Here is a 13,665-nt window from a genome sequence, read left to right as displayed (position 1 = left end):
TCCCATGGCAGAGATACAAAAAGAAACAGATTTCACCCGCACCGGGTCCGAAGGCTATCAGGTCAACCTGATGGCCCGCCTCTTCGCCCGCGCGCTTCAGGCACAGATCAAGCCTCTGGGCCTGTCCACGGGGACGTTTCCGGTGCTTTTGGCGCTTTGGGAGCGGGAGGGGCAGACCCAGCGCGAGCTGGTCACGGAGCTGGGCGTCGAGCAGGCGACCATGGCCAACACCCTGTCGCGGATGGAGCGCGACGGGCTGATCACGCGCCGCGCCCATGAGGCGGATGCGCGGGTTCAGACCGTGTGGCTCACGGAGCGAGCGAAGGGGTTGGAACAAGCGGCGACGGCGGCGGCGGGCGAGGTCAACGACCGGGCCATGGCCGGGCTGACGGAGCAAGAGCGCCAGACCTTCGCGGCGCTCCTGTCCCGTGTGATCGGCAACCTGTCAGATCATTGAGGGGGCGTTAACGCCCCTCGTATTTCGGTCTGCGCTTTTCCAGAAAGGCCAGCACGCCCTCTTTGAAATCCCGCGTCTGCCCACAATGGTTTTGCAGCTTCGCCTCAAGCGTCAGTTGCTGCTCCAGCGTATTGTCATAGGAGGCGTGCATCGCCTCCTTGATGTGGCGATAGGCCACCGTCGGCCCCTTGGCGAGATGTGCCGCACGGGCCTGCCAATGGGCCGCAAAATCCGCATCCGGCACCGCCTCGTAGATCATCCCCCAGCGCTCGGCCTGCGACGCCGTGACCTCATCGGCGAACAGCGCCGACCCCATGGCCCGCGCCATACCGATGGTGCGTGGCAGGATATAGGTGCCGCCCGCGTCCGGCATAAGACCGATGCGCGAAAACGCCTGAAGGAAGATCGCCGATTGCGTGGCGATCACCACATCGCAGGCCAGCGCCAGCGACGCCCCTGCCCCCGCCGCCACACCGTTGACGGCGGCGATCACCGGCACCGGGCATTCGTGGATCGCGTAGAGCATCGGCTCGTACTCGTCGCGCAGCGTGCGTTCGAGATCGGCCGTCGCCGCATCTACCCCGTCGCCGAGATCCTGACCCGAACAAAAGGCGTTGCCCTCCCCGGTCAGAACGATCACCCGCGCGGATCGCCCGGCATCGCGCACCGCATGGGTGATCTCGGCGCGCATCTGGGTGTTGAGCGCGTTTTTGACCGCCGGACGATTGAGCGTCACGGTCGCGATGTCGTTCTCCTGCGTAAAGCGGATGGTCTCGTAGTGCATGCGCGTCTCTCTCCCTGTTTGTGCCCAAGATAAGAGCTTGGCGGGTAAAAGGAAGAGAGACGCTCCGTCAAATGCGCTCAGAGACCATAGAGAGACGAGGTCCGTTCCGGCACGCTCGGATGGGCGCTGCGGCGACGGATCACCTCGCGGATCACCGCCTGCGCCGTGGCGTCGGGCCGGGCCTCAAGCCGGACATAGCGCGAGCCGTCGCGGTTGCGCTCCAGAAGCCCGTCCTCGATCAGCGAGCGCCGGATCTGCGCCGGGTCACGAAAGGCGGTCATGCCGTCGAACAGCTCGGAAATCGTCCTCTCGCTGAACACGGTACGCGGCGGCACCTGCGCCCAGAGCGCCCAAAGGCAATGCTGGCGCACCTTGCGCTTGGTGGACCAGCTCTCCAGCAGGCCCGCGGGCGTAAACCGCGCCAAAGCACGAGACACGGCCCGGCCCTCGACGGGCTCGACCGGGTCGGTGCCGGTTTGCGTGGCCTTGAGATGCTGGAAATTGCGATACCCGCCCGCGCGGGCGATGGCATTGAGCAAACTCTGATGGCCGGGGATCGCGCCGCCATCGAATTCGGATTTCAGCACCCGCGCAAAGGCGGACACATCGGGTAGGGTGAGGGAAATACTCTCACGAGTCATCGGTTCACTCCGTGGATCGCGTCAGATGTCGTGCGGGGAGCTGCCCTTGGCCCACGCCTGAGACGCGCGGAAAGACCGGAAGGTTTTATCAGAGCAGGTTCAGCTTACCCAAAAGGGCGGCAGCGACTCGGTGAACTGCGGACCGTGCAGACTGTATAGAAAACCCGCCGCTTTGTGTCCAGCGACGGGGGTCCCGAGTATTTGCAGCAGCAAAGGAAACGCAAAGCGGTGCGTTACTCCTGTATCAGGCTCTCAAGCCGGGTCTTTTCCTCGTCGGTCAGCTCCGGGACGACCTCGCTCTCCTGACCGCGGCGGCGGATGAAGGAAATGCCGATGCCCAGCGCGAGGATCAGCATCACCGGCCCCGCGATCCAGAGCACCTTGTTGGCGCCATTCATCGTCGGTTTCAGCAGCACGAATTCGCCGTAGCGGTCGACCACATAATCCACCACCTCGTCGTTCGTATCCCCCGCGACGAGACGTTCACGCACCAGAAGCCGCAGGTCTTTGGCGAGCGTGGCGTTCGATTCGTCGATATTCTCGTTGCGGCAGACGAGGCAGCGCAGGCCTTGGGAAATATCGCGCGCACGGGCCTCCATCGCCGGGTCCGGCAGCACCTCGTCGGGCTGCACGGCCAAAACCGGCGTGGCGATCAGAAGTGCGAGGGCAAGAAGCAGACGTTTCATTCGGCGGGCACTCCCTTCGCTTCGCCATGGGCTTTGCGCGCGCCGACGCCGACGCGGTAACGACGATCCGAAAGCGACAGCAGCCCACCGAAGGCCATGATGATCGTGCCGCCCCAGATCCAGTTCGCCAGCGGCTTGATATAGGTGCGCACTGCCCAGCCGCCGTTCGATTGCACATCGCCGATCACCAGATAGACGTCACGCAGAAACCCGTTGTCGATGCCCGCTTCGGTCGTGGGCATCTGCGCCACCGGATAGTTGCGTTTTTCGGGGTGGAGCGTCGCGACCTTCTTGTCGCCCTCGAACACCGACATGGTCGCCATGGTGGTGATATAGTTCGGCCCCTGCGCCCGCTCGACCTTTTCGAGCGCGATGGTATAGCCCGCCACCTCGAAGGTTTCGCCGACCTGCACCACGCGGATGTCTTCGACCGTCCAGGCGGTCAGCCCGGCGATCCCCGCCATGGTGATGCCAAGCCCGCCATGGGCCAGAAGACGCCCCCAATCGGCCCGCGGCAAACGGGTGAGACGGCCGAGATTGACGGTCTTGCCGGTGCGCAGAAAAAGATCCTGCACCGCTCCCGCCAGAAGCCATGTGCCAAGCGCGATACCGATGGGACCCAAGAGCGTTTTCTCGGTCTGGATCGACCAGATCAGGCCAAGAACGACGAAGGCGAGGATCATCGAGGGGATGAGTTTTTTCACGGTCGCGCCCATCCGCGCGCGTTTCCACGGCAGGATCGCCCCGATGGGCAGAAGGATCGCGAGCGCGACGAAGAAGGGCGTGAAGGCGGCGTTGAAGAAGGGGGCGCCGACAGAGAGTTTGCGCCCCCAGAAGGCTTCGGCGATGAGCGGCCAGATCGTGCCGATGAAGACGACGAAGGACGACACCGCCAGCAGGATGTTGTTGATCACCAGGGCGCTTTCACGGGAGACCAGCGAGAACACACCCTTGGCCTGCATCGCATTGGCCCGGATCGTGAAAAGCAAAAGCGCGCCGCCCATGAAGATCGCAAGGATCAAAAGGATGAACACCCCGCGCTCCGGGTCGTTGGCGAAAGCGTGGACGGAGGTGATCACGCCAGAGCGCACAAGGAACGTCCCGATCAACGAAAATCCGAAGGCCATGATCGCCAGAAGAATGGTCCAGCTTTTCAGCGTCTCGCGTTTCTCCACCACGATGGCGGAGTGCAACAAAGCGGCGGCAAAAAGCCATGGCATCAGCGAGGCGTTTTCGACCGGGTCCCAGAACCAGAACCCGCCCCAGCCCAGCTCGTAATAGGCCCACCACGAGCCAAGCCCGATGCCGATGGTCAGGAACACCCACGCCGCCAAGGTCCAGGGCCGCACCCAGCGCCCCCAAGCGGCGTCGACACGACCTTCGAGCAGGGCGGCGACGGCGAAGGAGAAGGTCATGGAGAGGCCGACATAACCGAGATAGAGAAACGGCGGATGAAAGGCCAAACCGGGGTCTTGCAGCAGCGGATTGAGATCGTCGCCGTTCATCGGCGGCATGGCGAGGCGCAGGAAGGGGTTCGAGGTGAAGAGGATGAAGGCGAGGAAGGCCACGCCGATCGAGCCCTGAACACCGATCACCCGCGCCCGAAGCGTCGCCGGAAGATTGCCGCCGAACAGGGCCGCCGCCCCGCCGAACAGCGCAAGGATCAACACCCACAAGAGCATCGAACCCTCGTGGTTCCCCCAGACACCCGAGACCTTGTAAAGCATCGGTTTGAGCGTGTGGGAATTCTCGACCACCACCTTGAGCGAAAAGTCCGAGGTCACGAAGGCATAGGTCAGCGCGCCGAAGGAAAACGCGATCAGCACAAGCTGGATCATCGCTGCCGGTTCGCCCACGGCCATCATGGCGCGATTGCCACTCTGCGCGCCCCAAAGCGGCAGGACCGTCTGCGCCAGAGCCACGAAAAAGGCCATGACGAGGGCAAAATGTCCGAGTTCTACAAGCATAGGCGCCTCCCTGTTGCAGAAAGGTTCTACCCGCTTGGGGGCGCTCCGCCAATGGCCTGCGCGCGGATGTCGCAAGGAAATGATGTCACACAGAGGAAAGGGGCCACCCCTGGCCCCTTCCCGTCTCTTCCCACCGGCTTTTGACCTCAGAGGATCAAAAGCACCCCAAAAGAGACGCTCACCGCGCCCGCGACCGGCCAAAGGAATTTCACCCCCGAAAGCCCGAACGTGCCCTGTATCACCGAGAAGTGAAGCACCGCACCCGAGATCAGGAGCGACAGGAACAGGAACAATGCGACCGTCTCCACGCCCGCAACCGGCCCCAAAACCGTGCTCTGTGCCACCTGCATCGCCCACCACCAGCCGGTGGTCAGCCCCGATCCGGCCCAGCTCAAAGACATGCCCAGCGCCAGAGGTGTCGCGCGCACCTGCCAGAGCCAGAGAAACGTGCCGGAGATCATCAGCGCCATCAAAGCGATGGCCCCGAAGCTCAGTACAAGCGCCTCCGCCACGCCGAACGTCGCCACCGCAACCGCCAGAGCGCCCAGCACGACGCCATAGAGAGTAAGAACCTGTTTCATTGCTTCAACATCTCCTTCACGACCGCGTCGAGCGCATCCGCCGCTTCCCGGTTCCGCCGCAGAGCTGCGGTCAGGGCCTCGCCCAGCCAAATCTCCCGCAGGACCACTTTCATCCTGTCGCAACGCATCCTGAACCTCCGCATCACGATCCTCCTCTGGGCAAACGCTCCCGGATCATCGTGGTCATCTCGATCAGGATCTGCGTGTTTTTGTCCAGAACCCGCCGCGTCGCCTGATCCTTTTGCAGGTCGCGATAGAGCAGGAAAAACACCATGAGCACCCAGGGTCCGTGTTCAGCCAAAGCGCCAATCAGAGCATCACTCATCACGTCCCTCCCTCCAGGCCGCAAGCGCAGGGTTGGGCGCCTCGGACCCCGGCACATCGACAGGCGCGGCACTCCATCCCGAGCCGGACGGAAGCCCCTGCCCCTGCGCGCCCGCATCGAGCGCCCGGAGCGCTGCGATATTGGCCTGAACCACCGGGGCCTGCGCCATGGTCGAGGCGACAGAGCGTTGGAATTCCTGAGATTTCACCTGATAGCGCGCCCCGAAATAAAACGACACGATGGTGCCCAACAGCCACCACAGCGGCTCCGGCACAAGCGCGATCCCCTGCATGCGCGAGGCAAACCAGATCGGATCGACCATGGCCGAGACGCAAAGCCCGATGGTGCCAAAAGCCATCAGCGGGCGCGGCACCCGGTTCAAGGCATCCATGAACCGGTCGAAATAGCCGGTGCGCGCCGTCGCGAATTCGCCCGCGAATTGCTGCATCGCCGCCGAGCGATAGCCCGCTTCCCGCGCGCCGGCGTTTTCCTTGTTCTCAAAGAACACTTCGGCCGTGTCCTTCACCACATTGCGCCCGTCGCCAAAGAGCGCGTCGAAAATCCGCCCGATCAGCCCCATGCCGCCACCCGAGCGGCATGCTCGGCCTCCGTCAGGTGATAGCGCGGGGAAATGAACTCTTCGGCGCGGGTGATCCAGCCGCCCTTGCCGCCATCCCGGCGTTTGGCATATTTGCGCGATCCCGGACGGCGATCCGCCAGCGCGTAATAGTAATTGCGCCGGGCGATGCCGTATGCGTCCGCAAGATAATTCGGCGCCAGAGACTGGGCGATAAACGCCGCCTCGATGGTCTGTGGCCCGACCGCCCCGTCGATGGCGATGCGCTGCCCCATGTCATTGAAAAGCCGCTGCAAAATCCGCACCGCATTGGCGCCCGTGTTGACATACATGTCGAACACGCTGGCTTGCAGCACCGGCGGCAATTCGTCGATCCGCGGGCCTTTGAAATAATGTTCGACGAAAATATCCCGCGCCTTGTCGCGCGTCAGCCGTTTGACATCGGCCTCGTTGATCCGCCCGTTGCCATCGAGATCGAGCCCGATCCGCTGCATCGTGCCAAGCGTCACCCCGTATTTCGTCGCCCCGCCCGGATCGTCGGGGTCATTGACGTAACCGCCCTCGCGGGCGACGATTTCCATCGCGATTTGCTGTACTGTTTTCATCTGCCTCAATCCCACCAAATTGATGAGTTGAGGCTCGCGCAAAAAGGTTAACGCGCGTGGAAATCACCGCGCGCGTCGAAGTTTAACAAGCATTCATATAGACTTAGGCGGAAACTCAGCTCTCCGGCTCTTTATAGACCCCGGTCTCTTTCAGCGACTCCATCACCTCTTTCGGCATATAGGTCTCGTCGTGTTTCGCCAGAATCTCGGTCGCCACGAACGTGTCGCCGACCATGGAGCCAGTGCCGATCATGCCCTGATTTTCGCCGAAGAGATCCGGCAGAACGCCCTCGAAGGTCACCGGGATCGTCTCCGCCCCGTCGGTCACCGAAAAGGTCACATGGGTGCCTTCGCCCCGCACCAGAGTGCCGTCTTCGACAAGCCCGCCCAAGCGGAAAATCTCGCCCGCGCGTGGCGGTTCGGCCTTCACCTTCGACGGGTCGCGGTAGAGGTTGATCCCGTCGCGCATCGCATAGCCGATCATGCCGGTGGACAGCGCCAGCGCCACGGCGGCCACCGCAAAAACCTGAATGCGGCGCGTCTTTTTAAGGTTTTTCAAACCGGCCATGGGATCTCCTCCTCAGCTCCCTTACGGGTCACGTTACGGATACATTATGGATACATGGGCACATTCATGAGACCCATGGTCTCATCGAGCCCCAGCATCAGGTTGGCGTTCTGGATCGCCTGACCGGACGAGCCTTTGGTCAGGTTGTCGATGGTGCCGATGACGATGGTACGACCCGGAATGCGGTCCTCCACCACACCGATATGGCAGAAATTCGAGCCGCGCACATGTTTCATCGCAGGCGCCTGGCCAAAGGGCAGCACATGGATGAAAGGTTCATTCATGTAAGCGTCGGCCAGCGCGTAATGCACCGCACTTGCTTCGCCCTGCACGTAAGCCGTGGCAAGGATGCCGCGGGTGGCGGGGATCAGGTTCGGGGTGAACTGGATGCGCACGTCGCGCCCCGCGATCTTGGAAAATTCCTGGTCGAATTCGCCCAAATGCCGGTGCTTGCCGCCGATGGAATAGCCGAAGGCGTTGTCTTCCAACTCACCGTAAAGCAGATGCTCTTTCAAAGACCGTCCGGCACCCGACACGGCCACCTTGAGATCGAGAATGATCTGGTCCAGATCGATCACCCCCGCCGCAATCAAGGGCCGCAGGATGAACTGGCCCGTCGCGGCATTGCACCCGGTCCCGGCCACAAGCCGCGCGCCTTTGATCTCGTCGCGGTAGAATTCGGTCAGGCCATAGACCGCCTCTTTCTGGATCTCCACGGCGGAGTGCGGCTTGCCGTACCATTTTTCGTATTCGTCCGGGTCGCGCAGCCGGAAATCCGCCGACAGATCGACCACTTTGGTCGTCGGCGGCAATTCTTTGATGACCGCTTGCGAAGTCGCATGCGGCAGCGCGCAAAACGCCAGATCGACGCTCGCGAAATCGATGTCCTCGATCTTGCACAGCGCCGGAAGCTCCATGTGACGCAGATGCGGGTAGACCTCCGCCATTTCCATCCCCGCCTTGCGGTCACCGGACAGCGCCACGATCTCCATCATCGGATGGGTCGCGATCAGGCGAACAAGTTCCGCGCCCGTATAGCCGGAGGCTCCAAGAATGGCGATTTTATAGGTCATGGTGGTCATCTCTCACATCGGCCCTGCTGCGCGTCCTCGCTCAAACAGGCGCCCTCAACTTAGAAGGATTCTGAATCTATCGCAATTGCGACGGGTGGGCGCAGGGCAAACGCCCCTCCCCGAAACCCGTCACGCCTTGATGAACTCGACTTTTCGTCGCAGGAATTGCGTCGCCCCGCGCGACACCTTCGCCGGGTCCCCGGTGGTCAGGAACATCGTCTCCGTCCCCGACCCGACCATCTGCGGATGCCGCGTCAGGTAATCCGCGAGCGACGAGGCCACCAGATTGGCCTGTGAAAACACTTTCACATCCGCGCCCAGCGCCTCCTGAAAGGCATCCTGCATGATCGGATAATGGGTACAGCCCAAAATCGCCGCATCCGGCGTCGGCATCTTGCGTTTGAGCGCATCGACATGCGACCGCACCAAAGCGTCCGCCAAAATCATGTCGCCCTCTTCGATGGCATCGACCACGCCGCCACAGGCCTGCGCCTCGACATCGACACCAATGGCCCGAAACGCCAGCTCGCGCTGAAACGCACGCGACGCCACGGTGGCGGGCGTCGCAAAAAGCGCCACATGTTTCACCTCGACCTCGCGCGGCGGCGAGTTGTCGCCCCATTGCCGTTCGGTCAGCGCCTCGATCAGCGGCACGAAAACGCCCAACACCCGCTTTTCGCGGGGAATCCAGCTTTCCTGCATCCGCCGGAGCGCCGCCGCCGAGGCCGTGTTGCAGGCGAGGATCACGAGATCGCAGCCCGCCTCCCAGAGGCGTTCCACCGCCGTCGTCGTCAGGTTGTAAATGTCATCGGCGGTGCGCACCCCGTAAGGCGCATGCGCATTGTCGCCGAAATAGACGAAGGGCACATCGGGAAGGCGCTTCTGAACCGCATCGAGCACCGTCAACCCGCCCAAACCACTGTCAAAAATGCCGACTGCCATATCAATCCCGATCCTTCAGACCTTTTTGCGCCCGGTTCGCACCACGGGCTTTGACGATAGTGAATAGGTCTCGGCGCACAGAAAATCCATCAACTTTTTGCTGTCCCCGCGGAATTCGGCCAGCCGCTTCGGCGCGGTCCGATGCGCTTACTGCCCTGGGCAGTTTGCCTGCGATCACCCCTCTTTGCCCGAAATCTTTGCAATTGCTTCATATCTTCGCGTCAATTTGTGGTAGCGCAAGGCAATCCCCTTGCGGTCTGAGCAAAAACAAAGAATGAAGCGGCCAAAATACCTTTTCGGGCTAAGTTTCGTGTAAACTGTCCGAAAGAGGAGGAGGAGCAGGTGACGGGTATGGATTGGGACAAGCTGAGAATTTTCCACGCGGTGGCAGATGCCGGATCGCTCACCCATGCGGGGGACGCCCTGCATTTGAGCCAGTCCGCCGTCTCGCGGCAAATCCGGGCACTGGAGGAATCGCTCTCGACGACGCTGTTTCACCGCCACGCCCGCGGGCTGATTCTTACCGAGCAGGGCGAGTTGCTGTTCGAGGCGACCCGCGCCATGGCGAAACGTCTGGACGCCGCCGCCGCGCGCATTCGGGACAGCGAGGAAGAGGTCTACGGCGAACTGCGCGTCACCTCCGCCACCGGCTTCGGCACGCTCTGGCTCGCGCCGCGCCTCTCGAAGCTTTATGAGAAATACCCCGAACTCAACATCGATCTGATGCTTGAGGAGCGCGTGCTCGACCTGCCGATGCGCGAGGCCGATGTCGCGATCCGGATGAAAGAGCCGTCGCAGGCCGATCTGATCCGCAAGCGCCTGATGAACATCCGCATGCGGCTCTTCGCGACGCCGGAATATCTGGCCGAGCACGGCACCCCGGAAACCATGGACGATCTGACCAAGCACCGGTTGATCTGTCAGAACCCGAATGCCCATCAGGTCGCCGCAGGCGCCCGTCTGGTCGAGGAGCTGAACGATCACAACATCCGCTCGAAGCTCTTCGTGAACAACTATTTCGGCGTGTTGCAGGGCGTTCTGAACCATCTCGGTGTCGGCGTCCTGCCCGATTACCTCGTGGAAACCTCGCCGCACCTCATCCGCGTCCTGCCGGAGGTGGAAAGCGGCGAAGTGCCCGTGTTCCTCGCTTATCCCGAAGAACTGCGCCATTCGAAACGCATCGAGGTGTTCCGCGATTTCATCATCGAGGAAATCAACGCTCACCGCCGCGTCATGCGCAAGGACGAGTTGCTCTGAGCCCATGCCGGTTGGGATTGGCACGCGATCTGCGCCAATCCCGGCAAGGGACCCAGCAAGGGGCTATGCAATTTCCGCATGGCGGCATTGCAATGCATGCGCAGAAAACCCCTTGAACGATTCACAAACCGCCCTTAAATGCAGCAATGAAGCCGCCGATTGAGGCAACTCATCGCGGTTTTACCTCCCTGTTGGACTTAGGCCGAGCTCTGCTCGGCCTTTTTTTTGCTTTTCTCCCGGTTTTGTGTCGCCCGACGGACCGCACGATCTCCCCACCCGAAAACCCCGAAAAACCGCCGCAAAGGCACACCAACAGACGCTTTAGCCCCTTTCGCAAAACCGCCAAACGTCCTAAGAGGGCGCGGTATGACGCTGCCGCCCACGGGGGACAAGCCCCGGGGACATTCGAGGGGACACTCATGACCGAACCCGCCATCACCGAAGAGATCATCGCCGCCCACGGTCTCAAGCCGGAAGAATACGCCGAGATCCTGCGCATTCTGAACCGCGAGCCGAGCTTTACCGAGCTGGGCATTTTCTCGGCCATGTGGAACGAGCACTGTTCCTACAAATCCTCGAAAATCCATCTGCGCAAACTGCCGACGACCGGCCCGCAGGTCATTTGCGGCCCCGGCGAGAACGCCGGTGTGGTGGACATCGGCGACGGTCAGGCCGTGGTCTTCAAAATGGAAAGCCACAACCACCCGTCCTATATCGAGCCCTATCAGGGCGCTGCGACCGGTGTCGGTGGCATTCTGCGCGACGTGTTCACCATGGGCGCGCGCCCCATCGCCGCGATGAACGCGCTCTCCTTCGGCGTCAAAGACCATCCGAAAACCAAGCAACTTGTCCATGGCGTCGTCCAAGGCGTCGGCGGCTACGGCAACTGTTTCGGCGTTCCGACCGTCGGCGGCGAAGTGCGCTTCCATGCCGCCTATAACGGTAACTGCCTTGTGAACGCGTTCGCAGCGGGTCTCGCAGACGCCGACAAGATTTTCTACTCGGCCGCCTCCGGCGTCGGCATGCCCGTCGTCTATCTGGGCGCGAAAACCGGCCGTGACGGCGTCGGCGGTGCGACCATGGCCTCGGCCGAATTCGACGACAGCATCGAAGAGAAACGCCCCACCGTTCAGGTCGGCGACCCGTTCACCGAGAAATGCCTGATGGAAGCCACGCTGGAGCTGATGCAGACCGGCGCGGTGATCTCCATTCAGGACATGGGGGCCGCCGGCCTCACCTGCTCCGCCGTGGAAATGGGCGACAAGGGCGGGCTTGGCGTGCGCCTCGATCTGGAAAACGTGCCCCAGCGCGAACCCAACATGACCGCCTATGAGATGATGCTCTCCGAGTCTCAGGAACGCATGCTCATGGTGCTCAAGCCCGAGAAAGAGGCCGAAGCCCGCGCCGTCTTCGAGAAATGGGACCTCGATTTCGCCATCGTCGGCGAAACCATCGAAGAAGACCGCTTCCTGATCATGCACAACGGCAAATGCATGGCCGATCTGCCGCTCTCCACGCTTGCCTCCTCCGCGCCGGAATACGACCGCCCCTGGGTCCCGACGCCCGAGGCCGAACAGGTCGCCGATGTGCCGCAGATCGACGGGATCGACGGGCTCAAAGGTCTGATCTCCTCGCCGAACTACGCCTCCAAAGCCTGGGTCTATGAACAATACGACACGCAAGTGATGGCCGACTCGGTGCGCACGCCGGGCCTTGGTGCCGGTGTGATCCGCGTCCATGGCACGCCCAAAATGCTCGCCTTCACCTCCGATGTGACGCCGCGCTACGTGCGCGCCAACCCGGTTGAGGGCGGCAAACAAGCCGTCGCCGAAGCCTATCGCAACCTCACTGCCGTCGGCGCGCTACCCTTGGCGACCACCGACAACCTGAACTTCGGCAACCCCGAAAAGCCCGAGATCATGGGCCAGTTCGTCGGCGCGCTCGACGGCATCGGCCAGGCCGTCGCCTTCCTCGACATGCCGATCGTCTCCGGCAACGTCTCTCTCTACAATGAGAGCTACGGCGAAGGCATCCTGCCGACCCCGACCATCGGCGCCGTGGGCCTCATCGCCTCGGAAGACGACCTGATCGCCGGGCTGGCGAACGAGGGAGACATCGCCGTGCTCGTGGGCGAGACCCAAGGCCTTCTCGGCCAATCCGCCCTCCTCTACGAAGTGTTCAACCGCGAAGACGGCGACGCACCGCATGTCGATCTCGCCGCCGAGAAACGCAACGGCGAGTTCATCCGCGCCAATGGCAAGCTGATCGGTGCCGTGACCGATCTGTCCGACGGCGGACTGGCGCTTGCAGCCTTCGAGATGGCCGAAGCCGCCGGTGTCGGCGTCACGCTCGACGCGGACGACACCGCCACGCTGTTCGGCGAAGATCAGGCCCGCTACCTCATCGCCTGCTCCTTCGATCAGGCCGAGGCCCTGATGGCCGCCGCCGCTCAGGCCGGTGTGCCGGTGGCGACCGTCGGCAAATTCGGCGGCGACGCGGTCAAATTCGGCACCTCCGCGGCCCCGCTCGCCGAGCTGTCCGCCATCTATCGCGGCACCTTCACAGAGATCTTCGGCTGAGATCTTTGGCTGAGTTTCCTTTGCTGGACAAATACTCAAAGAAAGGCCCGCCGCACCGCGGGCCTTTTGCTTTATGAGAAACACATGACCATCACGCCCAATCTCTGGCCCGATCTCACCTCCGACTGTTCCCAATGCGCAGCACTCTGTTGCGTGGGCCTGACACTCGACAAGGGCGATCTCTTTTCCTTCGACAAACCGGCGGGCACCCCTTGCCCCAATCTCGCCGGTCACCTCTGTTCCTGCCATGACCAGCTCGAAACCATCGGCAATCCCGGCTGTGTGCTCTACGATTGCGCGGGCGCGGGGCAACGCGTCACACAAATGCGCTTCAACGGCGAAAGCTGGCGCGACGACCCGACGCTCCTGCCCGCCATGCTCCGGGATTTCGACCGGCTCAAACCGCTGCACGAGCGGATGAAGCAACTGGTCGAGGCCGCAGCCCTCGCCCTGCCCGACGATCTTGAAGCCGAACGCCTGCGGCTCCTGCGCAAATGCGCACGGGCTTGGGCCGACACCGAGACATTGGCCGCCGATTTCGACGCCTTTCTCGACGCACTTGCCCAAAGACCCGGCGCCTAAGCCTGCCCGACAGAAGTCCGACAAAAGTCCGACGCAAATCC

The 13,665-nt window shown here is 62.5% G+C and carries 16 protein-coding genes; 4 read left to right on the top strand and 12 right to left on the bottom strand.

Annotated elements, in window-relative coordinates:
• Positions 1 to 4 precede the first annotated feature (4 nt).
• Positions 5 to 457, top strand: a complete 453-nt coding sequence (locus V1471_RS02070; protein WP_434286640.1) for a MarR family winged helix-turn-helix transcriptional regulator — start codon at positions 5 to 7, stop codon at positions 455 to 457.
• A gap of 7 nt (positions 458 to 464) precedes the next feature.
• On the opposite strand, the gene V1471_RS02065 is transcribed toward V1471_RS02070, so the two are convergent.
• From V1471_RS02065 to murI, 12 genes are all read right to left on the bottom strand, one after another.
• Complete coding sequence (locus tag V1471_RS02065) at positions 465 to 1,241, bottom strand: enoyl-CoA hydratase-related protein (RefSeq protein ID WP_434286639.1); 777 nt, start codon at positions 1,239 to 1,241, stop codon at positions 465 to 467.
• Between the two features lie 77 nt (positions 1,242 to 1,318).
• Positions 1,319 to 1,882, bottom strand: a complete 564-nt coding sequence (locus V1471_RS02060; protein ID WP_434286638.1) for a DUF2087 domain-containing protein — start codon at positions 1,880 to 1,882, stop codon at positions 1,319 to 1,321.
• Between the two features lie 233 nt (positions 1,883 to 2,115).
• On the bottom strand, positions 2,116 to 2,568 hold the full coding sequence (locus tag V1471_RS02055; protein WP_434286636.1) for a cytochrome c-type biogenesis protein: 453 nt from the start codon (positions 2,566 to 2,568) through the stop codon (positions 2,116 to 2,118).
• Positions 2,565 to 4,535 carry a heme lyase CcmF/NrfE family subunit gene (locus tag V1471_RS02050; RefSeq protein ID WP_434286635.1) on the bottom strand — a complete coding sequence of 657 codons (1,971 nt, stop codon included), beginning with the start codon at positions 4,533 to 4,535 and terminating at the stop codon, positions 2,565 to 2,567. Before V1471_RS02050 ends, V1471_RS02055 begins: the two co-directional genes overlap by 4 nt.
• A gap of 146 nt (positions 4,536 to 4,681) precedes the next feature.
• Positions 4,682 to 5,116, bottom strand: coding sequence for a hypothetical protein (locus tag V1471_RS02045; protein ID WP_434286634.1), 435 nt, complete (start codon positions 5,114 to 5,116; stop codon positions 4,682 to 4,684).
• On the bottom strand, positions 5,113 to 5,259 hold the full coding sequence (locus V1471_RS02040; RefSeq protein ID WP_434286633.1) for a hypothetical protein: 147 nt from the start codon (positions 5,257 to 5,259) through the stop codon (positions 5,113 to 5,115). The genes V1471_RS02045 and V1471_RS02040 overlap by 4 nt, the downstream gene beginning before the upstream one ends.
• A complete protein-coding gene (locus tag V1471_RS02035; protein ID WP_434286632.1) occupies positions 5,259 to 5,441 on the bottom strand; it encodes a hypothetical protein in 183 nt (60 codons plus the stop codon). Before V1471_RS02035 ends, V1471_RS02040 begins: the two co-directional genes overlap by 1 nt.
• On the bottom strand, positions 5,434 to 6,021 hold the full coding sequence (locus V1471_RS02030; protein ID WP_434286631.1) for a holin family protein: 588 nt from the start codon (positions 6,019 to 6,021) through the stop codon (positions 5,434 to 5,436). Before V1471_RS02030 ends, V1471_RS02035 begins: the two co-directional genes overlap by 8 nt.
• Positions 6,012 to 6,623, bottom strand: coding sequence for a holin-associated N-acetylmuramidase (locus tag V1471_RS02025; RefSeq protein ID WP_434286630.1), 612 nt, complete (start codon positions 6,621 to 6,623; stop codon positions 6,012 to 6,014). The genes V1471_RS02030 and V1471_RS02025 overlap by 10 nt, the downstream gene beginning before the upstream one ends.
• 115 nt (positions 6,624 to 6,738) lie before the next feature.
• Complete coding sequence (ccmE, locus tag V1471_RS02020) at positions 6,739 to 7,182, bottom strand: cytochrome c maturation protein CcmE (protein WP_434290848.1); 444 nt, start codon at positions 7,180 to 7,182, stop codon at positions 6,739 to 6,741.
• 53 nt (positions 7,183 to 7,235) lie between these two features.
• Positions 7,236 to 8,264, bottom strand: a complete 1,029-nt coding sequence (gene argC, locus V1471_RS02015; protein ID WP_434286629.1) for an N-acetyl-gamma-glutamyl-phosphate reductase — start codon at positions 8,262 to 8,264, stop codon at positions 7,236 to 7,238.
• A gap of 129 nt (positions 8,265 to 8,393) precedes the next feature.
• A complete protein-coding gene (gene murI, locus V1471_RS02010) occupies positions 8,394 to 9,206 on the bottom strand; it encodes a glutamate racemase (protein ID WP_434286628.1) in 813 nt (270 codons plus the stop codon).
• A gap of 351 nt (positions 9,207 to 9,557) precedes the next feature.
• Here murI and V1471_RS02005 point away from each other — a divergent pair, with 351 nt between their 5' ends.
• The 3 genes from V1471_RS02005 to V1471_RS01995 all read left to right on the top strand — a co-directional run bounded on the left by V1471_RS02005 (position 9,558) and on the right by V1471_RS01995 (position 13,624).
• Entirely contained in the window at positions 9,558 to 10,463 is a 906-nt protein-coding gene (locus tag V1471_RS02005) for a LysR family transcriptional regulator (RefSeq protein WP_434290846.1), read from the top strand.
• Positions 10,464 to 10,882: 419 nt separating this feature from the next.
• Positions 10,883 to 13,042: a phosphoribosylformylglycinamidine synthase subunit PurL gene (gene purL, locus V1471_RS02000; RefSeq protein ID WP_434286627.1), complete on the top strand. Its 2,160-nt coding sequence runs from the start codon at positions 10,883 to 10,885 to the stop codon at positions 13,040 to 13,042.
• An 84-nt stretch (positions 13,043 to 13,126) separates the two neighbouring features.
• Positions 13,127 to 13,624 carry a hypothetical protein gene (locus V1471_RS01995; RefSeq protein WP_434286626.1) on the top strand — a complete coding sequence of 166 codons (498 nt, stop codon included), beginning with the start codon at positions 13,127 to 13,129 and terminating at the stop codon, positions 13,622 to 13,624.
• Positions 13,625 to 13,665: the final 41 nt, after the last annotated feature.

Source organism: Celeribacter sp. SCSIO 80788 (genome assembly GCF_051054295.1).
Taxonomy (GTDB): Bacteria; Pseudomonadota; Alphaproteobacteria; order Rhodobacterales; family Rhodobacteraceae; genus Celeribacter.
Note: the sequence above shows the minus strand (reverse complement) of the source record. Positions and strands in the feature narration are given on the sequence as shown.